This is a genomic window from Chloroflexus sp. (assembly GCF_034434295.1).
GTDB lineage: Bacteria > Chloroflexota > Chloroflexia > Chloroflexales > Chloroflexaceae > Chloroflexus.
The window spans coordinates 16,253-39,330 of record NZ_DAOTZQ010000016.1 but is presented as its reverse complement, the minus strand read 5'-3'; the positions used below and the strand labels follow the sequence as shown (position 1 = coordinate 39,330).

The following is a 23,078-nucleotide window of genomic DNA, read 5'->3' as shown; positions in this document are numbered from 1 at the left end:
GGCAACGGCACTGTCGCCGCGACTCGCGTGCCGCGACCAATGGCACTCTCGATACCAAATTCACCCTGCAAGAGTACCTCGATCTGTTGGCGCATATTCGCCAGTCCCATATTCTTGCGGGTACCAGCACTGGCAATCGCTTCTTTGACTGCGAAGCCACTCCCATTGTCTTCGATCAGTATTTGCAGGACGTTGTCGCTGTTTTCGAGCATTACGCGGGCCTGGGTCGCCCCGGAATGACGAACAACATTGTTAAGCGCTTCCTGGATGAAGCGGAAGATGGTTACTTCGTAGTGACCCGGTAGGCGTTGGTCGAGGTTTTGCACCATTAAATTAATATCGATCTTGTGTTTTTCGGCAACCTGAGCGACATAGCGGCGTAGTGTTGGCACCAGACCCAGATCATCGAGAGTCATTGGCCGGAGATCGAAGATAAATTTGCGCGTCTCTTGCAGTGTGTTATTGACTGCTGTCTTGAGGGCAACCAGTTCGGCACGGGCCTGATCGAGGTCGCGGTCGAGCAGGCGCTGGCAGATTTCAGCCCGCAGCACCAGGTTGCTCATGGCCTGGGCCGGGCCATCGTGCATCTGGAGCGAGATGCGCAGCCGTTCACTCTCTTGCGATTGAATAATGTTGGCAATCATGGTCTGCGGATCGAAGGGTAGATCGGCAACCTTTGCACTCCGCGCTAACTCACTTGCAGCCTGTTCCAGCAATTCAACTATGTCATTCAGCAGACTCTGCCGGTTACGCAGCGTTTCGCGACGGGCCTGCAATTGCTCGACCTGCGCCCGCATCGTCTGCAATCGCATCTGCACTTCAATCAGCGTGCTGAAGAAGGTCTTGATGTCGGTTTTCTCGTAACGATCCAGGTTAACGTCGAGATCACGTACCCGATTGGCGATTGAGGTTTCGCGCATCGCCAACCGATCCACTTCAGCCATATTCTGGCGCAGCAATGACTCTACCTCGTTGATTTCACGGCGAGTACGATCGATCTCTTCGCGGTAAGCCTGGATGGTGTTTGTGATGCGCTGTTGTAGTTCTTCGCTTGACACTGCCGATTCTCCTCTGCTGACCGTGCCACCGGTCTCCTGCTGCTCAGATTATAGACGGTTCAGCCAGAGGATGCAACGTCTTACGCCCAACCGGATCGACCAGCCTGTTGATCGCGATATGATGTGCCGCATGCTCACGACCATGATACGTCCACGTCAATTGTCAAGTCTGTCAAGTCCTAACGCACATAACCAACGGGATTTGGTATCATACCATGTAGAGCGTTCGCTAGTATGGAAGGGCAAGAGTATGGAACTTCGCCATTTGCGCTACTTTGAAGCCGTAGCCCGTCATTCACACGTGACTCGCGCCGCCGCCGAGCTGCATATTGCCCAACCTGCACTCAGTAAGCAGATCAGTCAGCTTGAACGGGAGCTGGGTATTACCCTCTTTGATCGGGTAGGGCGTAGTTTACGCCTGACAGAAGCCGGGGAAGCTCTGTTACCGTATGCGCGGGCTATTCTCGCTCAGGTTGAAGAGGCGCGGGCTGCGATGGCCGAGCGAATTGGCCTGAAAGCCGGTCGGGTTGCTATAGGCGCACCTCCAACTGTGGGGACTCATCTCTTGCCACCACTGCTAACGATCTTTCATCAGCGGTATCCCGGTATCACGTTGCGCCTGCACGAGGCAGGGATACAGTCGCTGCTAGATCTGCTGGAAGCCGGTATCACCGATCTGGCAATTGTTGCGCTGCCGGTGGCCGATGAACAGTTGACGGTAACCCCGCTGTTGAATGAGCCGCTGGTGCTGATTGTCAGTACAACCCACCCACTGGCCCGGCGCAGTGAAGTGATAATGACGGAGTTGCGTCACGAACGCTGGATTCTATCCCCGGCAAGCTATGAGTTGCGCGAGGCAACTCTAAAGGCCTGTCGCGAGGCTGGTTTTACGCCTCAGACCGTGCTGGAGGGCGGGGAAACGGAAACCCTGGTACGGTTTGTGGCCGCTGGATTGGGGGTGTCACTGGTACCTGCCCTGGCCGTCGCCGGTTGCACTGATGTCGTGCGCCTGACGGTGTCTGACCAACATCTGACCCGTTCACTTGGCCTGGTCTGGCGGAGTGATCGCACTGCTTCACCGGCAGCCCGTGCTCTGCGCGAGTTTCTGGTGAATGAAGTACGCCAGCGGACAATCGAGACTTTTATCCGTCCCTAAGCTGCTCAAGCCGGGCGAAACTCGCCAGTAGCCGGCGTTCGCGATCAGCGAAACGGACGGTAACTTCTTCATCACCTTCGATCAAACGGCTGTCAACGACAATCCCTTCACCGAAGGTGGCATGGCGTACCCGCTGTCCAGGGAAGAAAACGGCTTTTTGCGGTGTCGGAAGCGGAGCCTGGTTTCTTGCCGTGCGTCGGTTCTGTCCAGACTGATCAGAGGTGCGAAACTGCCACGTTGTCCCCAGTACAGCGGGAATAGCCCGATAACCACGACGATGCACCTGCTGGACGAGTGTCGGTGGAATGTCGTTGAGAAACCGAGAGCGGGCACCGATATTCACGCGACCAAACAGAGTGCGTCTTGTCGCATGACAGAGGTATAAGCGTCGTTGGGCACGAGTCATCCCGACATAAAGGAGACGGCGCTCTTCTTCAATCGAGTCGCGGTTATCCAGCGACCGGCTATGCGGCAGCAGTCCCTCTTCAATCCCCAGCAGAAAAACACAGGGAAACTCAAGCCCTTTCGCCTGATGGAGCGTGATGCAGGTGACCGTATCGCTGTTGCGATCAATCGCATCAACATCAGCAACCAGGGCAATCTCTTCGAGAAAGGCAGTAAGTTGACGTTCAACCGGCAAGTTGACATACTTCAATGCCGCATTTCGTAACTCCTGCACGTTGCGCCAGCGATCATCGGCTTCGTCGCTCTCGTATTCGCTGTGGAGAGTTCCGCGCACGTCGATCCGATTGAGCAGATAATCGATCAGATCACTCAGCGCCATTATGCCGTGCAACTGATGCAGCTCGCTAAGCAGGCGATAAAACTCTGTCAGTGCAGTACGCGCTCGGCCACCAAAGGGATGGGAAAGAGTATCGTTGTCGGCGATCTCGCGCAACGCCTGGTAAAGCGGCATCCCTAACGTCCTGGCCCAGGCGATCAGCTCGGCAACGGTACGTTCACCAATCCCACGCCCCGGCCAGTTGATGATGCGTTGCAGACTGACGCTATCGTATGGATTTGCCATTAGTCGGAGATACGCGAGCACATCCTTGATCTCTTTGCGTTCGTAGAAACGCACCCCACCGACCACATAGTACGGCACACCGGCATGAACAAGTGCCTCTTCAACCAGACGGGACTGCGCGTTGGTGCGGTACATGATAGCGCAGTCGCCCGGACGAGCCTTTCCTTCTGCGATTAAGCGCAGGATTTCATCAACGACAAACTGGACTTCGTCCTCTTCATCGCTTGCCTCATACAGCGTGACCGCCTCGCCTTTGCCGTTGATCGTCCAGAGCTTTTTGGTGTATTTGCGCTGGGGGCTGGCGTTCATCAACGCCTGCGCAGCATCGAGAATGGCCTGCGTGCTGCGATAATTCTGTTCGAGCAAAATAACCCTGGCGTCGGGATAATCGTGTTCAAATTGCAAGATATTACGAATATCTGCGCCTCGCCAGGCATAAATACTCTGAGCTTCGTCACCGACCACAAACAGATTGCGGTCGCGTTCAGCGAGAGCACGCACGATCAGGTATTGGGCACGATTCGTATCCTGATACTCATCGACGAGTAGAAACCGGTAGCGCTGATGGTAATGATGAAGAATGGTGGGATGTTCCTGGAACAGGCGCACCGTTTCGACGAGCAGATCATCGAAGTCGAGCGCATTGCTTTCGATCAGGAGCTGTTGGTACCGTGTGTAGCAACGGGCGACAATCTCATCGAAGTAGCTACGGGCTGTGCGGGCAAATACCTCTGGATCGACCAGCTCATTTTTTGCTCGTGAAATGACCCCCAGAATAGCGCGCGGTGGATACTGCTTTTCATTGAGATTCAGTTCGCGCAGCACTCGCTTCATCAGGCGCTCTTGATCATCGCTATCGTAGATCACAAAGTCGCGTTCACGACCGAGATGAACAATATCGCGCCGCAGCCAGCGCGTACAAATCGCGTGAAAGGTACCGATGGTTAGCTCATTAGCAACGGTTTCGCCCACGAGCAGGTTCAGACGTTCGCGGATTTCACGCGCCGCCTTGTTGGTGAAGGTGACGGCCAGTATCTGAAGCGGATCAATCCCCGTTTCGGCGATCAGATAGGCGATCCGATGGGTAAGCACACGAGTTTTACCACTCCCCGGCCCGGCCAGTACCAGCACCGGCCCGGTAATGGTGGTCACGGCACGTTGTTGTGGTTCATTGAGGTTAGCTAAAAGATCGTCTGTCATGATCGATTTGGGTGAATCGAGGGCTAATAATTCAGGTGCCAACAGTATAGCATAACCACTGCTCTGGCAGTTGTGTTGCTTGTTGATGAAGCATGGTAAAGGCAGGGAGTGAATGTATTGAGAGAGGTTTCAAGACGAGCGAGAAATCATGACATTCTATCCAGAGATCTCCCCGGCACCACACCTGAACGCAGACGTGCTGAACCACTCTTCCCATCCTGCAATGACCCAAAAGAGGTGTTCCGATGATACGGCTCGTGGCACTTCAGCACAGGTACGACGTTTACATGATGCCCATGATTATCATTGAAAGCCAGATGATTGTGAATAGCACGTACTTCACCGTGACCGGGATGGTGACCGGTGCGACACACCTGGTATCAGGCAAGATGGATGCGGAAGCGTGGCTTCCGCACTCAAAACCTGCGACATGCATCACGGAGCGTACACAATATCTCTTTAGTGCGTGATTGGATGGACGACCGGGCATATCTCTGTTGTCATGGTGAAAGCAAGAGATATTATCTCAGAAACATCGTAACCCTCCATCAGCCAATGCTGATAGAGGATAGTGCGATGGTACAGCTTTATGAGATAACGTCTACCCATCACCTACCTGTTATGTATCACTGCCGGTCTGGATCAGCCATGGTATCGCCATCAGAACGATCAAGATCGATCACAGCTAAAGTATTTTCATGCGACACGATCTGGATCATCAATTGCAGCCGGCCCGGTGGCGTACCGATCACACGCTGAAAGACAGCACTGGCTTCAGTCGCAAATGTCTGCTTCTGGGCACGGTCAGGCGGTCGATTTCCGCTGTAGAAGACTTCGAGCATTGGCATATGACTCTCCCTTACACGAAGCGTAAATGAAGCGGTGGTTGATCATGCATTTCCAGCGTGAACAGATCGCCGCGTTGCACCGGAATTGTTGCCGCTAACGCTCCAGAGATCACAATATCACCAGCACGCAGCGGAATCCCGAATGCGCGCAGTTTGTTCGCCAGCCATGCCACCGCCAGTGCCGGATGCCCAAGTGCGGCGGCACCGGCACCAAAGACGGTGGGCCGACCATTATGGCTCATCACCATACCGATGGTACGCAGATCGCTGCTGCGCATTGCCCTGCTCCAGGCACCAATCGTCAAGCCACCGTAGGAAGCATTATCGGCAATCGTGTCGGCCAGCTTAATGCGCCAGCGATCAATGCGACTATCCACAATTTCGATAGCTGCCGCTAACGCCTCGGTCGCTGCCAGCACCTGTTGCGGGGTAATATCCGGCCAGTCGAGAGATTCTCCGATCAGAAACGCAATTTCACCCTCGACCCGTGGTTGGAGAAATATCTCAAAAGGTGCTTCAGCACGCCCATTCCTGGCCGGAAAATAGCGCGAAGCCCATAGAGTGCCATAATCCGGCTCGTTGACCCCCATCTGCTCTTGCACAGCTTTACTGGTCAGGCCGATTTTACGCCCGATGATCCGCTCGCCGCGATGAACACGCATGTCTGTCCAATGCGTCTGAATCCGGTAAGCAATGTCCGCATTGGTAATGCCCTCGCTTTCGGTGAGGGGAGGTATGGTGAAACGCTCTTCCCAGGCCTGATCGAACCGTTGCGCCAGGGTGACAATAAGCGCATCGTCGGTGGTTTGCGTTGTTACTGATTGCTCAGACATATCGTCTTTGCCTCCGTGTAGAACTCAAGACTATAATGCCCGCCTTCCCGGCCAATCCCACTCTGTTTCATACCACCGAAAGGTACGCGCAGATCGCGCACAAAAAAGTCGTTGATCCAGATCGTTCCGGCTTCCAGTGCTGATCCCATTCGTACTGCGCGCCCAACATCACGCGTCTGGACTACGGCGGAAAGTCCATAGCTGACGCCATTAGCGATGGCAATCGCTTCCTCTTCTTCGTCAAAGGGCACAACTGTGACGACCGGACCAAAAATCTCGTCCTGGCAAACCTGATCATGGGGCCTGACGTCGGTAATGATGGTGGGTTTGAGAAAGTTGCCCTGAGCGAATGGTTCCGGCAAAACAGGTTCTGTGCCACCGGTGAGGATGCGGGCGCCATCAGCACGTGCCAGATCAATAAAGCTGGTGACCCGTTCGTAATGTTCACGTGAAATGAGTGCCCCTACCCGCGTTTGGGGGTCAAAGGGATCACCAACCTGAAGCTGAGATGTTACCTTCTGAAAGTGGGTGAGAAATTCTTCGTAGATTGGCCGTTGTACGAGCAGTCGCGGCCCGGCGAGACAGAACTCTCCCTGATTAAAGAAGGAGGAGCGCAGACTAATTGCAACGGCGCGGTCAAGATCAGCATCGGCGAAGATAATATTCGCCCCTTTTCCACCCAATTCAAACGAGACCCGTTTGAGGGTTGGTGCCGCAGCAGCCATGATGATCTTGCCAGTAGTGGTCTCGCCGGTAAAAGAGATAAGCTTTACATCAGGGTGACGGGTTAGCAGCTCACCTGCCGAGTCGGGACCGAAGCCGTGAATCACATTAATCACTCCTGCCGGCACCCCGGCAGCCTGAGCCAGTTGCGCCAGCCGCCAGGTACCGATGGGGGTCAGTTCCGCCGGTTTTAGCACCACGGTGTTCCCAAAAGCCAGCGCCGGCCCCATTTTCCAGGTCGCTTGAAGCAGGGGAATATTCCAGGGTGCGATAAGCGCGGCAACGCCAACCGGCTGACGCAACACGTAGTTGATATAGCCGTTATCCATCGGATAGGACTCACTGCCGTGAGTAACGGCAAAATCGGCAAAAAATTCGATATTAGCTGCGATACGGGGGATATAGCCGGATCGATTCTCGCTAATTGGACGCCCGACATCCCAGGTTTCGATGGCCGCCAGTTCTGCTTCATGATCGCGGATCAATTGGGCAAACCGCTTGAGAATCAGGCGACGTTCAGCAGCCGGCAGCCGGCTCCATTGGCGAAAGGCACGGGAAGCGGCGGCGACGGCTGCGTCTACCTCATCGGCTCCGGCCTCTGGTGCCGATCCAATAACCTGGTTGGTTGCCGGATAGAGAATATCAAACCGCGATCCGCCCTCAACGAACTGACCATCAATATAGTGACTGACGTGAAAAAATGGGTAATCCATCATGCATCTCCTATCAATCGTGCCTGAAGGATGGTATTACCGCACGTGACTTCGAGGACACCGGCACTGGCCGGTACGGCCTGAGCCGGCGAACCTAGAAAGACGATTTGTCCGGCAGCCAGACCGCCAATAGTCTTTGCCAGCCAGCCCAGTTGGTGATCGATATTGCCAAGAGCGGCGACCTGACCGGCAGTGCAGAGTTCACCGTTCAGGTACAAACATAACTCGCCGGTTGGTACCTGGTCGAGGAGCGACTCTCCGAGCAGAAATCCACCACCAGAGGCATTATCTGCAACGACCTCAACGGCGCTGAAGCGGTAATCAGCCCACACGCTATCAAGCACATCCACACCCAGAAAGATGCCACCGATGGCGCGAGCGATCATGCCGGGTTCGGCGTGTGCCGGCAGGCTGTGGCGCAAGACGACGGCCAGCTCTGGTTCCAGGCGCGGCTGAATGAGGTGAGCGAGCTGTACCTCACGCTGGTAGATCATGGAACGACTGATACGTCCATAGATTGGTTGCGCTAAGCCCATCTGGCGTTGCTTCGCCGGGCTAATCAGGCCAAGTTTGTATCCAATACACGCCGTATCCGGGTGATGCATGCGCTGAATACGATAAGCGCCATTGAGATCGACACCCCAATCGGTTGTGCGACCAACCAGGGTGCGGCGTGTCTCACGAGCGGTTTGAATTGCGTCGGCAAGACTTGCTTCAGCAGCAGTAAGATCCATAGTCGTCTCCGTGCGGTGACACGTTATTTGGGTGAATCGCAAATATTCTGAACAAACGAGTTACTGACCCTGGGTTGACGTAGAGGCTTGCTGGCGCAACTCAGCCATTGAAATCCCCCCAACAGTCCAGTGGGTTGGGGGCACCTCTTGAATGATCAAGCGCACCTCTGCCAGTGGCACATCAAAGGCTGCTGCCGCTGCTGCCGAAAGCGCACGAGCCAATTCAGCCTTTTGCTCTGTGCTCCGCCCCTCCAGCATCGTAATGCGCAGAAGAAGCATATCACTATCCTCTCAGGTCTCGGCAAAAAATGTACGCACAAGCTGATGAAAGCGCTGACTATGTTCAATCTGAGTCCAGTGGCTACAGCGTCCTATCACATGCAGTTCAGCATTGGGAAGCCGGTTGAGCAGATAGTAGCTGGTATCAGCCGGAACAATCGCATCATCGCGTCCGTGGATCAGCAACACTGGATGGGTCATCCGGCGTAACGCGGCATCGGGTACGATCAATGCATCGAGGTGTTGCTGACGGGGAGCCGGAAACATGGCCGTATACGAGCGCCGAACGTCGGTACGCATCGCTGCGGCATAGCGTACCCGCACAATCTCATCAAGCCGGTCGCGCACAAACGCATCGTCGTAGACAAACCAGCGAATTGCCTGGGCCAGCAAGGCTGCTGAGGGATCGTCGTAAAACCCCCACAGGCGATCAAGTTCCGGCGTCAGCCGGCAGGGTGCGCCAATCGCGCCCATCAGTACCACCCGCCGAAATCGTTCTGGCGCTTCCAGCAACAAGTGCAACGCCACTGCCCCACCCATCGAATTGCCAACCAGATCAACCTGCGCTAATCCCAACGTATCGAGCAGCGCCAGCATCTGATCAACCCACAACCGCATCCAGCGCCGAATGTCTGTCGGCGGTGGATCGGGATGCTGACTATCGCCAAATCCGATCAGGTCAGGCGCCAGACAGTACCACTGTTCACCTAGTGCTGGTAGCGCCAGGTTCCAGTTCGACCAGCCATTGGCACCTGGACCGGAGCCGTGAATAAAGAGGATGGCTGGTGCATCGCCAGACCCCTGTCGATGGAGGGCGGTTGTGAATTGACCGGTGATGATGTGTTCAACCATCGGTTTATCCTGTCTTGTACAGCCTGTGGCATTGTCTACCAGGTCTCGGAATAGATGATTTGAGGATCGTGTATCCTCTCGCATCTACACGGCAGCCATCTTGCCGTACTGCCCCCGGAAGAAGAGCAGTGGACGCCCCTCACGATAGTGCAAATACTCCACCTGGCCGATGAAGAGCGTGTGATCGCCTGCGGGATGGGCATCGGTAATGCGGGCTACCACATGCGCCAGCGCATCGGCAAGCAATGGTGTTTCGGCGTGCCAGATGAACGAGGGTTGCAGACCGGGAACCGGCTTGCCGCTAAAATGACGACTGAGCTGCTCTTGATCCTCGCTTAGTTTACTTACCCCGTAGCGACGGCCAGGGGCCAGCAGACTATGCATGCGTGAATGGCAACCAATGGAAACCAGCACCAATGGGGGATCGAGCGACACCGATAGAAACGCATTCGCCGTCATGCCGTGAATCTGGCCTTCATAGGCTGTCGTGACAACCGTCACTCCGGTTGCAAAACAGCCCATCGTGGAGCGAAAGAGGCGTGGATCGATGGCCGGAACCTCTGCTCGTACTGATACTGCATTGCTCACGGGCGAGACTCCTTTCGCGCACTTGATTGGTGCCGGCGACTCAGTTCGAGCGCAACATCGATAATCCAATCTTCCTGGCCGGCTACCGCCTGACGACGACCCAATTCAACCAGAATTTCGCGCGGATCGACGTTGTATTGAGCACCGGCGCGCTTGGCGTGGAGCAGAAATGTTGAATAGACACCGGCATAGCCGATGATGATGGCATCACGATCAGGGAAAGGCTGGAAAGGCATGATGGGGGCAACCACATACTCAGCCGCATCCATGAGACCGAAGATATCAAGGCCAGGATTGAGTTCCAGCCGGTCAAGCACCGCGGCCAGCAATTCGGTTGCCGCGTTGCCGGCACCGGCCCCCAGGCCACGTAGACAGCCATCGATCTGATCGGCACCGGCTTCGAGCGCTGCCAGGGTGTTGGCGATACCAAGCCCTAAGTTGTTGTGAGCGTGGAATCCAACCTGCACTGAAAGAGTAGCTTTCAGGGCCTGCACCCGTGCCGCTGCATCCTGGGGCAGCATAGCCCCCGCTGAATCGACAATGTAAACACAGTCGGCGCCGTAAGACTCCATTAATTTCGCCTGCCTGGCCAGCTCTTCAGGAGGACGCATATGGGCCATCATCAGAAAGCCAACCGTCTCTAACCCCAGCTCTTTTGCCAGACCAAAATGCTGCTCAGAAATATCTGCCTCTGTGCATTGTGTCGCTATCCGTACTACTTGCACCCCGCGAGCCACCGCCTCTTTCAATTCCTTCTGGGTGCCGATGCCCGGTAGCATCAGGGCAGCAATTTTCGCTCTTTCTGCGTGTTGACGAGCCGTTTCAATCAAATCGAATTCTGATGTGTGCGAGAAGCCATATTGCAGCGACGAACCGGCCAATCCATCGCCGTGACTCACCTCGATCACCGGCACACCGGCCCGGTCGAGAGCCTGGACAATCGTAGCTACCTGCTGGCGGGTAAACTGATGGCGCATCGGATGCGAGCCATCACGGAGCGTTGTATCGGTCAGCCGTGGTGGTTTCATACGGTCACCTCCAGCTTCGACAAGAGGTGTGCGGCGAATAGTTCACCTACCCGTCGTGCGGCGGCAGTCATAATGTCGAGATTCCCGGCATACGTTGGGAGAAAATCGCCTGCACCTTCGACTTCCAGGAGCATAATGATGACCGGTCGCTCACCCCAGGGCGTTGATCGTTGTTCGATGACGGGTAGACTCTTTAACCGATAGCCGGGGACGTACTGTTGTACATCAGCGACCATCTGTGCTACCGATTGGCGCACGGCTTCTTCATCAAAATCGCCCTCTGGCACAACGTAGATGGTATTTCGCATCAGAATCGGTGGATTGGCCGGATTCAAAATAATTATCGCCTTTGCTTCACGGACACCGCCGATGGCTTCTAACCCCCGTGCCGTAGTAAAGGTAAACTCATCGATATTCTGGCGTGTACCTGGCCCGGCTGAACGACTCGCAACAGTGCTCACCATCTCGGCATAGCGAACGGCTGTTACCCTGCTCACCGCATAAACCAGCGGAATGGTTGCCTGTCCGCCACAGGTAATGAGGTTCACATTATGTGCCTCAAGATGCTCACCGAGATTGACCGGTGGAACCACATACGGCCCCCGTGCAGCCGGTGTCAAATCGATAGCGATACGTCCGTGCTCGTGCAAAAGCCTGGCGTGGCGCACGTGCGCCTTCGCACTGGTAGCATCAAATACGATGCGAATATCGGGATCGGCCAGAATCGATTCAATGCCGTCAGTTGCAGTCGGAATACCGAACTGTCTGGCGCGAGCCAATCCTTCGGAGGCCGGATCGATACCTGCAACGAGCGCCAGCTCCATTCTGCCCGGCTGCTTCAGCAGTTTGTACATCAAATCGGTGCCTATATTGCCGGAACCGAGGATGGCGACTTTAACTTTGTCGATTTGCATGCAGATGTTCCTCCATAGTACCCCAACCGCTCAGAGATACGTTGCGCACCTTCAACGATTGCGCGCGTGTATTGTTCGCGATGCTTGCGAAAGCGGTGGGTGGGAGTCGAGAAACTGATGGCAGCAATCACATTTCCCTCATAATCACGGATTGGAGCTGCCACACAACAGAGGCCAATCGAGACCTCTTCCAGATCGTATGCATATCCACGTTGGCGCACATGGGCTAACTCTTCGGCCAGCGCATCGAGGGAGGTGATGGTGTTGGATGTAAATGGATAGAGTTGATCATCGCCAACCACCCGCAGAACCTCTGGCCAGGGTTGATGGGCCAGCAAGACCTTACCCACGCCAGAGCAGTGAGCCGGCAAGCGCACACCAATCCCCGACAGCTCGACCTGCAAACCCTGCTGACCGCGTAATTTCTCTAAATAGACAACCGTCCCTGCTTCGAGTACCGCCAGATGCATTGTCTCACCCCATGCTGCAACCATCTCTTGCATCACAGCTCGCGCTTCTTCGCGAAACTCTGTCGTCTTGAGCAGGGTTTGGCCCAATTCGAGCAGGCGCCATCCTAATCGATAACGTCCCGATCCCACCCGGCGCAGCAGATTTTGTTCGGCCAGACTACTCAACAATTCCGAGACGCTTGATTTAGGTAATTCGAGCGCTTTCGCCATATCGCCAACACTCCATTCCGGATGCATTGGCGTAAACAGCGTGAGCGCTCGCGCCGCTTTTTGCAAAGTTTGCAGCATAGGGTGCTCCTTCATGCCTGATCACCGTTGTGAGGTAAAGCATTGACGGAAAGCGCAAGCCCCCTGGATGGTTGCGCTTTCCGCGAGTAGTGATTATGCCGATGCCAGGGCCGGCTCTTGCTCGTGAACAACCGGCGTACCGTAGAGGAAGAATTCACCCGGCAGATTACCACCGAACCAGACAATCCCAGCCGCCAGGGTCTCTTCCGTCCAGACAATCGGCTTCCATGCCGGATCAAAGATCAGATAGCCTGGATCGCCAAACAGTTCAACCCGATTGCCACCCGGTTCGTAGACGTACATAAACATCGCCTGGCTGATGCCGTGCTTGCCAGGGCCGGCTTCAATGAAAATACCTTGCTCACGGAAGACATCGGCCAGATCGTTGAGATTCTGGGGATAGCCGTACCAGTAGCAGACGTGGTGCAATCGGCCACGGGCACCCTTGCCGTCGCGCATGAGCGCCACTTCATGCACTAACGGCGAGACACTCAACCAGCAACCGGCTTCGATCCCGTTGTTGAGCATAATGTGCTCACGGAGCCGGAAGCCCAACTGATCCATCATAAATTGCTTGTTGACGGTCACATCTGAGGCGAGCAGATTGACGTGATCGAGACGGCGGACCGGTACGCCGCGCAAGGGGCGCTTCTGTGGTCGATTGAGCAGCGGTGACTTCTGATCCTCTGCCGGCTGGAAGTAGTCAACTTCCCACAGAATCTCCATCGGGTGCCCATCGGGGGTCGTGAATTGATAGGCCGGCCCATGGCCGAGGTCGCCATCGAACCAGCCGCGACCAAAGCCAGATGCTTCGAGCGCCTTTACCCGTCGCTCTAATGCCTGTGGTGAACTGGCCCGCCAGGAGACATGGCCCAGACCCGGCTCTCTGGCTTCGGTAATCTTAAGGGTATGATGGTACCAGTCTTCATAGGCCCGCAGATAGGCTGACTGACCTTGTTGGGTTGTCACCTCCATACCGAGCAGATCGCGGAAAAACCAGAGTGTCTGATCGGGTTTGGGCGTTAGGATTTCGACGTGGGCTAATTGGTGAGTGTCAAAGATCGGCTCGCTCATACATCCCTCCTTTATGCGTAACTAATGCTGACCCATCACAACATTGACATCAGTTGGGTTGATCAGATCACTCGCTGTCCAGCCATCGAGGTCATACTCGGCCATGCAGCGTTCGGCAAACGATTTCATTTGGGCCGTTACACCCATAGCCATCGCCGCGCCCAGGGTCTCGATCCGGATATTCTCGTGATTACCGGCGTAGTTCCGCTCGTACAACTCGTGGCGACCACCAAACTCCGTGCCCGTGGCATCCCAGAGCAGTTTCATCAACTTAATCCGTTCCAAAGCACTGTAGCCGTTTGATCCGCGTACAAACCGATCCAGGTAACCACGCACTTCGGGATTCTTCAGATCGGCGGCGTGCGAAGGGAGATAGATCAAGGCGCTGGCCACATCTTTCTCGATCAAGTCTTTGATCTTGACGTAAGCATCCGGTGCCATGACCCGATACGCGAAGGCGGCTTCGAGATTTGGCAACAGGTAACCGTCAACCCACGGCATCGGGTTGCGCACCATCGCCTCTGTCAGTTGCCAGAAGAGATTGCGATAAGTGACGATCTCACCCAATCGCGCCTGTACACCGCGAAACTCGGCAACGCCGGTTGCTTCTACCGCCTTGAGCATCAAGCCGGTGATGAAGTCAAGTTTGACGGCAAAACGTACCCCGCCGTGAAGTGGGAAGCGATGACCAAAACCGGATAGCGGGAAGAAGGTGTTGACTTTCTCAATGTCGCCGTAGACAAACACGTTCTCCCAGGGGATCAAGACTTGATCAAACACCAGGATGGAGTCGTTCTCATCGAGACGGCTGGAGAGCGGGTAATCGAAAGGACTGCCGGTGACTGCCGCATTATACTCGTAGGATGTGCGAGCAATCAGCTTGATACCGGGCGCATTCATGGGAACGGCGAAGATCAGTGCAAATTGCTTCTCTTTGATGGGGAGCGGCCCGTAATGCGCAATAAAATTGACGTGGGTCAGGGCACTGCCGGTTGCTACGACCTTTGCCCCTGAAACGATCAGACCGGCATCAGTTTCGCGCTCAACGTGCATGTACACGTCACGAACCTCGTCTGGAGGCCGATTGCGGTCAATCGGTGGGTTGACAATGGCGTGGTTCCAGTAAATCAGCTCTTCCTGAGTCTTCCGATACCAGCGACGAGCATTTTCCTGGTAGGGAGCATAAAATTCAGCATTGGCCCCTAACGTACCGGTAAATGCGGCTTTGTAATCAGGTGCGCGCCCCATCCAGCCGTAGACGGCTCGCTGTAGCTCGGCAATAGTATCTCGTGCTCGCACCAGATCAGCAACCGTTCGCGAGCCGACGAAGAAGGGATGCGTCCAGCCGCCACTGCCGGTATCGGTCGGCATTGTCCACTTCCAGTCTTCAGGCCCACCTCTTGCCGCGTCTTCCTGGTGCAGTTCGTGCAGACGATCATACCAGCGTGCCACCATACGTGCCGAGTTGCGAAATGCCGGATGGATAGTAACATCCTTCACCCGCTCCCCCTGAAAGTAGATCACTCGATCATCGCGCAGGCTGTCCAGATACTCACGCCCGTTCATCGGGCGCACACCGGCTACGGTAGTCTCCGTCATCGCTTCGGATACCGTCATAACCTCACCTCCCTGTGAAATGAATCCTAGCGCCGTTGCCGCGTTGTGGTATTCTCCTGGCTTTTTATCTTCGCGGTGATTTTGATTATAGGGTGAGCACTGGCCGGTGTCGATAATGAAATTCGACATAGTCGAACGCGGGTTGAGATTGTGGAAAATGTGCGTGACAACCTGTCTTCGTGTACAATGGTGGCAGTTACCCCAAACCATATTCATACGGAGGTCTACGATGGAAAGGCACGAAGTTGCTGTCGAACCATTCGTCTTGAGCGAGATTGATGGGCGTGGAGTTATTCGCCTTACCCTCAATCGGCCACGCCAGTTCAATGCCCTGTCGGAAGAGATGCTGGCAGCACTGCAACGTGAACTCGATGCAATTGCCGCCAATCCGCAGGCACGGGTGGTGGTATTGGCGGGCGCCGGTAAAGCCTTTTGCGCTGGTCATGACCTCAAGCAGATGCAAGCGCATCCCGATCAGGCTTACTATGAAGACCTCTTTGCCCGTTGTACGCAGATGATGTTGACGATACAGCGCCTGCCGCAACCGGTCATTGCACGTGTGCACGGGATTGCCACTGCCGCCGGATGCCAGTTGGTAGCGATGTGTGACCTGGCCGTTGCGTCGACTGAAGCACGGTTTGCCGTGTCGGGGATTACGGTTGGTCTGTTCTGCTCGACACCATCGGTTGCGCTGTCGCGCAATATCGGGCGCAAGGCCGCTTTCGAGATGTTGGTCACCGGTGAGTTTATCGATGCCGTCACTGCACAGCGGTTAGGGCTGGTCAATCGGGTAGCAGCACCGGCAGACCTTGATGCCGAGGTGCAGCGTCTGGTGGATGCAATTTTGGCGAAGCCGGCAGAGTCGATTGCCATCGGCAAGTCGCTCTTCTACCGCCAGCTTGAACTGCCAATGGAAGAAGCTTACCGGCTGGCCGGACAGACGATGGCATGCAACATGATGGAACCGTGTGCACAAGAGGGAGTCAGTGCATTTGTCGAGAAGCGTCCGCCGGCGTGGGCGAATGTCGAACGCTAACAACGAGCTATTTTTGGCGAGCAACGCACGAAAGGTTAGCGTCTGCGAAACGATGATTACGTGTCCCTCAGTGCGACAAGGCCTGGCAAAGCTGTAGAAGGTCATCCTTGCCTGCCGGGTGTTGCTAACGCGAAGGTGGTACGTGAACACGGTTCACTGGTTCATCGTACCGCCATTGCTGGCGAGTCAGGTACGATGCAAGTCTGATGGAGCGTGAGGGATACGGAAGTTGTACGCGATGTCTACCCAGACGCAACTGTCGTTGACAGCAGACAACAGCGGGTATGCTATACCAGGCGGGCCAGGGCTACATCAGTCCTCTGCACCAAACAGAGTACGAGGTGCACTATCCGTCATTGTTGATACTGATTGACCTCCTCTGCTGACCGGTCCTGGCCATGCGCAAGAACCTGGCGTGGTATACTGAACTTATCAGGACCGACGTTTCCAAGAGGAGGAATCTTTGCGAGTCGGCGTCCCGATATTGTGCTGATCGTGCTGGACACCCAGCGTCGCGATAGGCTTTCGTGCTACGGCTATTCTCGACCTACCTCGCCCCACCTCGATGAACTTGCGGCTGAGTCAACTCTCTTCCATCGCGTCTTTACCGCTGCCCATTGGACGATCCCATCGCACGCTTCGATGTTTACCGGTCTTTATCCATCCGAGCACGCAACCAACCAGTCATACGCGGCGCTCCCTGCCGGCATTCCAACGCTGGCAGAACGCCTGCGGGCAGGGAGGTACATGACAGCAGCGTTCTGCAATAACCCACTGGTTGGTGTCGTTAACAATGGTTTACAACGGGGTTTCGAGAGTTTTCTGAATTACAGCGGTCTGCTAACCTCACGCCCGAATCAGGCAGGCGCACGTGCGGGATCGATCAGTCGTTATCGTCAGTGGTTCAAAGGCCGCCTGGCAGCAGTCCTTAACCGTATCCAGAACTTATTTGCCCGCTCTGAGCTAATGCTGGAATTCGCGTTTACACCGCTGATGGTACCGATCTGGCAGACAGCGCTCAGCTTCAAAGGGAATACCCCTAAATCACTCAGTGATACTGCGCGCTTGCTGATCGAGCGGCGCGGTGTCGAGCCAAACCAGCCCATTTTTGCCTTTATCAATCTGATGGGCGTTCATATGCCGTATCATCCGGATAGGCGGATGCTCGAACGGTTCGCGCCAGATGTAATCCGCGACCGGGAAGCAGCACGCTATGTACGTCGTTTCAACGGCGATGTATTCGGCTGGCTTGCCCCATTCGCTGGAGCAGATGAACGGTATCGTCACGTACTCAGTGATGTGTACGATGCCGAGGTCGCCACGCAAGATGCACATCTTGGCGTATTTCTGCGTCGTATGCGCGAGAGTGGTGCACTTGACCGCACGCTGCTCCTGATATGCGCTGACCATGGCGATCACCTGGGTGAGAAGGGTATCGTTGGGCATGCAATGTCAGTCTACAACGAACTGATTCACGTACCGCTGATAGTGCGCGATCCGAATGGTGACTTTCCGCGAGGTACGGAGGTCGATCATCCTGTATCGTTGCGAAGGGTATTTCATACACTCCTCAGCGCCGCCGGGATTGCCAGCGGCGCTGAGTGTGATCGCTCACTGGCCCAATCGCCTGCCGCCGATCCTGATGGTGGAACGGTCTTCAGTGAAGCAGAACCACCGCAGAATGTTCTGGGTATCATGCTGCGTCGCCAACCTGATCGGGTGCGTGCATATCGCTTCGATCAACCGCGCCGTGCCGTGATCAGCGGTTCGTATAAATTGATCCAGACTGGGGAAGATCAGGTTGAGTTATACGATCTTGATACCGATCCCGGCGAAACGGTTGACCTGGCGGCTATGTTACCGGAACGAGTCGAAGAACTTCAGGCACACCTCAGCACCTTTGTACGCCGCGCCAGTGCCGTAGCGCCGCTTATTCAACACGCTGAGGGAGTGGATGATCCGATCTTGCGGCGGCGTTTGAGCGACTTGGGGTATCTTGAGTAACACCTATGTATCCACCTGTTGATCCGGTCATTATTCAACTCGGCCCACTCACCCTGCGCTGGTATGGTGTGCTGATCATGGCAGGCGTTATGCTGACAGCGTGGGTCGGCTCTCGCCATGTAGAGCGACGTGAGTTTGATCGCGAGTCGGTGTGGGACCTGTTGCTCTGGGGGCTGATTCCGGGATTATTAGGTGTGCGCCTCTACTACTCTTCATCCAGTCATCGCGTGGCCCAGAAGGATTGGGGCGCTTTCTGAACAACCCGGCGAGCATTCTGGCGGTGTGGGAAGGTGGTTTGCACATCTTCGGCGGGTTCATATTTGGTGCGCTTGGATTATGGGCGTTTGCACGTGTGCGGAAGGTGCCGCTCCTCGTCTATGCCGACGCGATTGCGCTCGGTCTACCGCTGGGGCAGGCTGTCGGACGGTGGGCGAATTTTATTAACCAGGAACTCTACGGTCCGCCAACCACACTGCCATGGGGATTGCGTATCGATCCCGAATATCGTATCGGGCCGTACCGCGATCTGGTGGCATTCCCGGAGACAACCCGCTTCCACCCGCTTTTTCTGTACGAGTCCCTCTGGAATTTGATCGGCTTTACGTTGATCTTCTTCATCTGGCGTCGTTACGGTGACCGTTTACGTGATGGTGACATCGCGCTTATGTATATGGTATGGTATCCACTGGGACGCTTTTTCATTGAGTTTCTCCGTACTGACTCATGGTTTTTTCCCGGAACACCGTTCAATGTCGTACATATCCTTTCGTTCGCTGCGGTTGCTAGCGCATCCGTGCTGCTCTACCGGCGGTACCGCTATCCAACCGTGAGCGCAAAAGCTGAATCATGACTTCTTTTCCCCGTCTCCTCATTATCGGTCTTGACTCCGCCGAGCCGTCGCTGGTATTTGATCGCTGGCGTGCCGATCTGCTCACTCTGAATCGCCTGATGGCAGAAGGGGTCTATGGCGAACTGGAGAGCTGTATCCCGGCAATCACCGTTCCTGCCTGGAGTTGCATGATGAGTGGGCGCGATCCGGGTGAACTCGGTGTCTATGGGTTTCGTAACCGCGCTGATCGCTCTTATGGTCGCCTGGTTGTTGCAGACAGTCGGGCAATTCGGTTTCCACGTTTATGGGATATACTCGGTGCCGCGGGGTGGCGTGTAGCAGTGATCGGCGTGCCCGGTACGTATCCGCCATCCGCAGTCAATGGTGCGCTGGTCTCCTGCTTTCTCGCACCGTCGACCGCTGCGACTTACACCTTTCCCCCGACACTCGCGGAGCGTCTGGCTGCCTGGAGCGCGGCAGCAACGCCAGGGCGCACCTATCTACTCGATGTTCCCGATTTCCGATCCGACGACAAAGCGCGTATTGTGCGCGACATCTATGCCATGTGCGATCAACGTTTTGCGATTGCCACAGCCCTGATCAGGGAAGAGCACCCCGATTTTCTCATGCTGGTAGATATGGGGGTTGATCGCATTCACCATGCCCTCTGGAAGCACACGGATCTGCAACATCCGTTGTTTGTTCCCGATTCACCCTTTGCCGATGCGATTCACGCATACTATCGCCACGTAGACACCCGGATTGCCTCTTTACTGGCGCACTGTGCTGCCGAGACGGCAGTGCTGGTGGTGTCTGACCACGGGGTGCGGCCACTTATGGGAGGAGTGCGAATCAACCAATGGTTGATCGCTCAGGGCGATCTGACGCTGCACACGATGCCGGACACGCCAACCAGCCTCGATCAGGCGGATGTTGACTGGTCACGCACCCGCGTCTGGGGAGCAGGCGGTTACTACGGACGCATCTTTCTTAATGTGCGTGGACGCGAACCGCAGGGTGTTACTCCGCCAGCAGAGTACGAACGTGTACGCACCGATCTGGCGACGCGACTGGAAGCAATGCCCGGCCCGGACGGCCGTCCACTCGGAAACCGGGTCTTCGTACCACAACGTCTCTATCGCGCCGTGCGCGGCGTCGCCCCTGACCTGATCGTCTACTTTGGCGATCTTGCCTGGCGGGCAGTAGGAACAGTCGGTGGCAGTGGACTATTCACCCGCGAAAACGATACCGGCCCCGATGACGCCAACCACGCCCAGCATGGCCTTTTCATCTGGCGCGATCCGCAGCGTCCTGGTAAGGGACGGCGCCTCGACAATGGGCAGATTTACGATATACTACCTACCCTGTTAAGCCGGTTCGCCATCCCGATCCCCGCCGGACTGCGCGGTAAAGTGCTGGAACTGTAAAGGCAGATGGTTAATGTCGCCGATTCTGGCATTGATATGAGGTTTAGAAACAGAAAGCGCACTGCCTGTTGCAGTGCGCTTTTATGGTGCCCCCAGCGGGATTCGAACCCGCGATCTCCACCTTGAAAGGGTGATGTCCTAGGCCACTAGACGATGGGGGCCTAACGCGCAGGCATTATACCATACTTTGCGATTGTTGCAACTGGTCTGAAGTCTGACCGGTTGCCAACCAGCCGTGCGCGTGAGCAGAGAGGCGGTTGGCGGCAGAGAGGCGGTTGGCGGCACAGAGACGGTTCAAGCACCGTCCCTATGCCACCGGATTGAGCCGGTGCGCTACGCATCCGGCAATTCATCGTAGTAGTCGGCCAGACCGGCCAGCGTCATCTGGGCCAGAAATGGGGTTACCTCATTACCGAGTGAGGTACGGAACGCACTGTAATCAATCGCCACCGCCGCCTTCCAATCGCCTGCTGTGGTAAAGCGTGGTAAATAGCGGCGCAACTGCGCTGCCAGCAACCGACGCGGATTGGGAAGGGCAAAGAGCAGGACGGCCTGCTGAAGGTACTGCGAGAAGGTCGTTGGGTCTGACTCGTCGGCAACTGGCGGTTCGCCGAGTTTGGCGATAATCCGACGAATGATCTCCGGCCCGATATGAAGCGGGTCAAATACCGGATCGCGGAACAGCTCGACACAGTAAGCGTCGAGTGCCGCCGGATCGCGGTGCAATTCAAGGGCTAATGCCCGTTGCCCATTCAATGCCCGTACTGCCTCGGCAATCCGCGCCTGCTCATCTGCATCGGGCGGATCGGCCAACCAGGTGCCCGCGCACCGGGTTAAGCGAATTGCCTCTTCTCCACCGCCGGCTCGATCAACCGGACGCACTGCACGACCGCGCATTGCTGCTCCCTCTTGCTCTGAATGAACCGTTGCGCCATCCAGTATAGCATGAACTTTCTAGGTGATTGTCACTCCAAAACTTGACTTTCTTGCCTGACAAATTGACATTTATGGCTACTCTGAGTACAATAGCAGATAGAGTGTACATTGGTTTAGCGCAAAGGAGCCAACTGTGGCCCGTATTTACAACTCGATTACAGAACTGATTGGTAACACACCGCTGGTGCGGCTTAATCGCGTGAATGACACTCAGGCTACCGTAGTTGCCAAGCTCGAATTCTTCAACCCGGCCAGCTCGGTCAAGGATCGTATCGGTCTGGCAATGATTGACGCTGCCGAACGTGAAGGGTTGATCCGACCCGGTGAGACGGTCATTATCGAGCCGACAAGCGGCAACACCGGGATCGGCCTGGCGTTAGTTGCTGCGGCACGTGGCTACCGGTTGATCCTGACGATGCCAGAAACGATGAGTATCGAACGGCGGAAATTGCTGCGTGGTTTTGGTGCCGAGCTGGTGCTGACGCCGGGTAGTGAAGGGATGCGGGGTGCCATTGCTCGTGCCGAGGAGCTACTGGCCGAAATTCCCAATAGCTTTATGCCGCAGCAGTTCAAGAATCCGGCCAACCCGGCTATTCACCGGGCCACTACCGCCGAAGAAATCTGGCGCGATACTGACGGTCAGGTCGATATTGTGGTCGGTGGTGTCGGTACCGGTGGTACACTCACCGGAATTGGCGAAGTGCTCAAACCGCGCCGACCGAGTCTGCGCATTGTCGCAGTCGAGCCGGAGGCTTCGCCGGTGTTGTCTGGTGGAAAACCCGGGCCACACAAGATTCAAGGCATTGGCGCCGGGTTTATCCCTGATGTGCTGAATACCAGCATTCTTGACGAGATTCAGCAGGTGAGCAACGAAGATGCCTTTGCGATGGCCCGTCGGCTGGCCCGCGAAGAGGGTTTGATGGTCGGTATCTCAAGTGGTGCTGCGGCGACCGCAGCGCTGCGCGTGGCCCGCCGTCCGGAGAACGCCGGCAAGCTGATCGTCTTTATTGTGCCTTCAAACGGCGAACGTTATCTGTCAACACCGCTCTTCGCCGAAGAGTGATCAGCCGCCGCCACAACGACTGATTGCCCCACCTATAAGGTTGGGGCAATTTTACTACTCGCATGAAACGTATCTACATCTGTTTGGGGCCACATTGCCGCGGGCGCGGTGCAGCCGATGTTCACATCGCGTTGGAAGATGCTATCTGGCGGGCTGGCTTGTCCGATCAGATCACGTGCATCGCCGGTAGTTGTCAGGATCGTTGCACCATCGGCCCGAATCTACTTGTCTATCCGGGCGGGCGCCGGTTTCACGGCATGACTCCGGCTGAGATTCCCATCCTCATCGCACAGCTTGCTGATACCGGTGTATAATGCCAGCGCATGCGTCGAATTCGCTGGATCGCCATATCATTGATCAAGCAGGCTGACTATACGTTGT

At 55.8% G+C, this 23,078-nt stretch carries 21 protein-coding genes, 1 tRNA gene and 1 pseudogene; 7 read left to right on the top strand and 16 right to left on the bottom strand.

The genetic code is table 11. The annotated features are described in order from the left end of the window. The coding region (locus VAE57_RS03380) for a sensor histidine kinase (RefSeq protein ID WP_322820493.1) at window positions 1–1,058 on the bottom strand (1,058 nt) is incomplete at its 3' end. 250 nt (window positions 1,059–1,308) lie between these two features. On the opposite strand from VAE57_RS03380, the gene VAE57_RS03375 reads away from it, so the two are divergent. Further along, window positions 1,309–2,214 carry a LysR family transcriptional regulator gene (locus VAE57_RS03375; protein ID WP_322820492.1) on the top strand — a complete coding sequence of 302 codons (906 nt, stop codon included), beginning with the start codon at window positions 1,309–1,311 and terminating at the stop codon, window positions 2,212–2,214. Here VAE57_RS03375 and VAE57_RS03370 read toward each other — a convergent pair. The 13 genes from VAE57_RS03370 to VAE57_RS03310 all read right to left on the bottom strand — a co-directional run bounded on the left by VAE57_RS03370 (window position 2,201) and on the right by VAE57_RS03310 (window position 15,402). Further along, entirely contained in the window at window positions 2,201–4,441 is a 2,241-nt protein-coding gene (locus VAE57_RS03370) for an ATP-dependent helicase (protein ID WP_322820491.1), read from the bottom strand. The genes VAE57_RS03375 and VAE57_RS03370 overlap by 14 nt on opposite strands. A gap of 626 nt (window positions 4,442–5,067) precedes the next feature. Beyond that, window positions 5,068–5,289, bottom strand: a complete 222-nt coding sequence (locus VAE57_RS03365; RefSeq protein ID WP_322820490.1) for a hypothetical protein — start codon at window positions 5,287–5,289, stop codon at window positions 5,068–5,070. A gap of 11 nt (window positions 5,290–5,300) precedes the next feature. Further along, window positions 5,301–6,122 (bottom strand): 2-keto-4-pentenoate hydratase, encoded by an 822-nt coding sequence (locus VAE57_RS03360; protein ID WP_322820489.1) that lies wholly within the window; start codon window positions 6,120–6,122, stop codon window positions 5,301–5,303. Then, on the bottom strand, window positions 6,104–7,558 hold the full coding sequence (locus VAE57_RS03355) for an aldehyde dehydrogenase (protein ID WP_322820488.1): 1,455 nt from the start codon (window positions 7,556–7,558) through the stop codon (window positions 6,104–6,106). The genes VAE57_RS03360 and VAE57_RS03355 overlap by 19 nt, the downstream gene beginning before the upstream one ends. Then, complete coding sequence (locus tag VAE57_RS03350; RefSeq protein WP_322820487.1) at window positions 7,558–8,292, bottom strand: 4-oxalocrotonate decarboxylase; 735 nt, start codon at window positions 8,290–8,292, stop codon at window positions 7,558–7,560. The genes VAE57_RS03355 and VAE57_RS03350 overlap by 1 nt, the downstream gene beginning before the upstream one ends. 60 nt (window positions 8,293–8,352) lie before the next feature. Further along, the gene (locus VAE57_RS03345) at window positions 8,353–8,571 is read right to left on the bottom strand and encodes a tautomerase family protein (RefSeq protein ID WP_012257238.1); all 219 of its coding nucleotides are present in this window, start codon (window positions 8,569–8,571) and stop codon (window positions 8,353–8,355) included. Window positions 8,572–8,583: 12 nt separating this feature from the next. Continuing rightward, entirely contained in the window at window positions 8,584–9,423 is an 840-nt protein-coding gene (locus tag VAE57_RS03340) for an alpha/beta hydrolase (protein ID WP_322820486.1), read from the bottom strand. A gap of 84 nt (window positions 9,424–9,507) precedes the next feature. Next, window positions 9,508–10,011: a flavin reductase family protein gene (locus VAE57_RS03335; RefSeq protein ID WP_322820485.1), complete on the bottom strand. Its 504-nt coding sequence runs from the start codon at window positions 10,009–10,011 to the stop codon at window positions 9,508–9,510. Continuing rightward, on the bottom strand, window positions 10,008–11,039 hold the full coding sequence (dmpG, locus tag VAE57_RS03330; RefSeq protein WP_322820484.1) for a 4-hydroxy-2-oxovalerate aldolase: 1,032 nt from the start codon (window positions 11,037–11,039) through the stop codon (window positions 10,008–10,010). Before dmpG ends, VAE57_RS03335 begins: the two co-directional genes overlap by 4 nt. After that, on the bottom strand, window positions 11,036–11,953 hold the full coding sequence (locus tag VAE57_RS03325) for an acetaldehyde dehydrogenase (acetylating) (RefSeq protein WP_322820483.1): 918 nt from the start codon (window positions 11,951–11,953) through the stop codon (window positions 11,036–11,038). The genes dmpG and VAE57_RS03325 overlap by 4 nt, the downstream gene beginning before the upstream one ends. Continuing rightward, a complete protein-coding gene (locus VAE57_RS03320; RefSeq protein WP_322820482.1) occupies window positions 11,905–12,711 on the bottom strand; it encodes an IclR family transcriptional regulator in 807 nt (268 codons plus the stop codon). Before VAE57_RS03320 ends, VAE57_RS03325 begins: the two co-directional genes overlap by 49 nt. A gap of 93 nt (window positions 12,712–12,804) precedes the next feature. After that, on the bottom strand, window positions 12,805–13,785 hold the full coding sequence (locus tag VAE57_RS03315) for a catechol 2,3-dioxygenase (protein WP_322820481.1): 981 nt from the start codon (window positions 13,783–13,785) through the stop codon (window positions 12,805–12,807). A gap of 21 nt (window positions 13,786–13,806) precedes the next feature. Next, a complete protein-coding gene (locus VAE57_RS03310; RefSeq protein WP_322820480.1) occupies window positions 13,807–15,402 on the bottom strand; it encodes a 4-hydroxyphenylacetate 3-hydroxylase N-terminal domain-containing protein in 1,596 nt (531 codons plus the stop codon). Between the two features lie 229 nt (window positions 15,403–15,631). Between VAE57_RS03310 and VAE57_RS03305 the strand changes: the two genes are divergently transcribed. The 4 genes and pseudogenes from VAE57_RS03305 (at window position 15,632) to VAE57_RS03285 (ending at window position 20,698) form a co-directional block, all read left to right on the top strand. Further along, window positions 15,632–16,438 (top strand): enoyl-CoA hydratase, encoded by an 807-nt coding sequence (locus VAE57_RS03305; RefSeq protein WP_322820479.1) that lies wholly within the window; start codon window positions 15,632–15,634, stop codon window positions 16,436–16,438. A gap of 423 nt (window positions 16,439–16,861) precedes the next feature. After that, complete coding sequence (locus VAE57_RS03300) at window positions 16,862–18,442, top strand: sulfatase (protein WP_416208427.1); 1,581 nt, start codon at window positions 16,862–16,864, stop codon at window positions 18,440–18,442. Between the two features lie 5 nt (window positions 18,443–18,447). Further along, a pseudogene (gene lgt / locus VAE57_RS03290) lies at window positions 18,448–19,292 on the top strand (prolipoprotein diacylglyceryl transferase). After that, a complete protein-coding gene (locus tag VAE57_RS03285) occupies window positions 19,289–20,698 on the top strand; it encodes an alkaline phosphatase family protein (RefSeq protein WP_322820475.1) in 1,410 nt (469 codons plus the stop codon). The pseudogene lgt and the gene VAE57_RS03285 overlap by 4 nt, the downstream one beginning before the upstream one ends. A gap of 84 nt (window positions 20,699–20,782) precedes the next feature. Here VAE57_RS03285 and VAE57_RS03280 read toward each other — a convergent pair. After that, window positions 20,783–20,859, bottom strand: a tRNA-Glu gene (locus VAE57_RS03280). Between the two features lie 172 nt (window positions 20,860–21,031). Then, window positions 21,032–21,595, bottom strand: coding sequence for a hypothetical protein (locus VAE57_RS03275; RefSeq protein WP_322820474.1), 564 nt, complete (start codon window positions 21,593–21,595; stop codon window positions 21,032–21,034). A 172-nt stretch (window positions 21,596–21,767) separates the two neighbouring features. Between VAE57_RS03275 and cysK the strand changes: the two genes are divergently transcribed. Both cysK and VAE57_RS03265 read left to right on the top strand, forming a co-directional pair. Next, the gene (gene cysK, locus VAE57_RS03270; protein WP_012257225.1) at window positions 21,768–22,697 is read left to right on the top strand and encodes a cysteine synthase A; all 930 of its coding nucleotides are present in this window, start codon (window positions 21,768–21,770) and stop codon (window positions 22,695–22,697) included. Window positions 22,698–22,759: 62 nt separating this feature from the next. Next, a complete protein-coding gene (locus VAE57_RS03265; protein ID WP_322820473.1) occupies window positions 22,760–23,011 on the top strand; it encodes a (2Fe-2S) ferredoxin domain-containing protein in 252 nt (83 codons plus the stop codon). The last annotated feature ends 67 nt before the right edge of the window (window positions 23,012–23,078 follow it).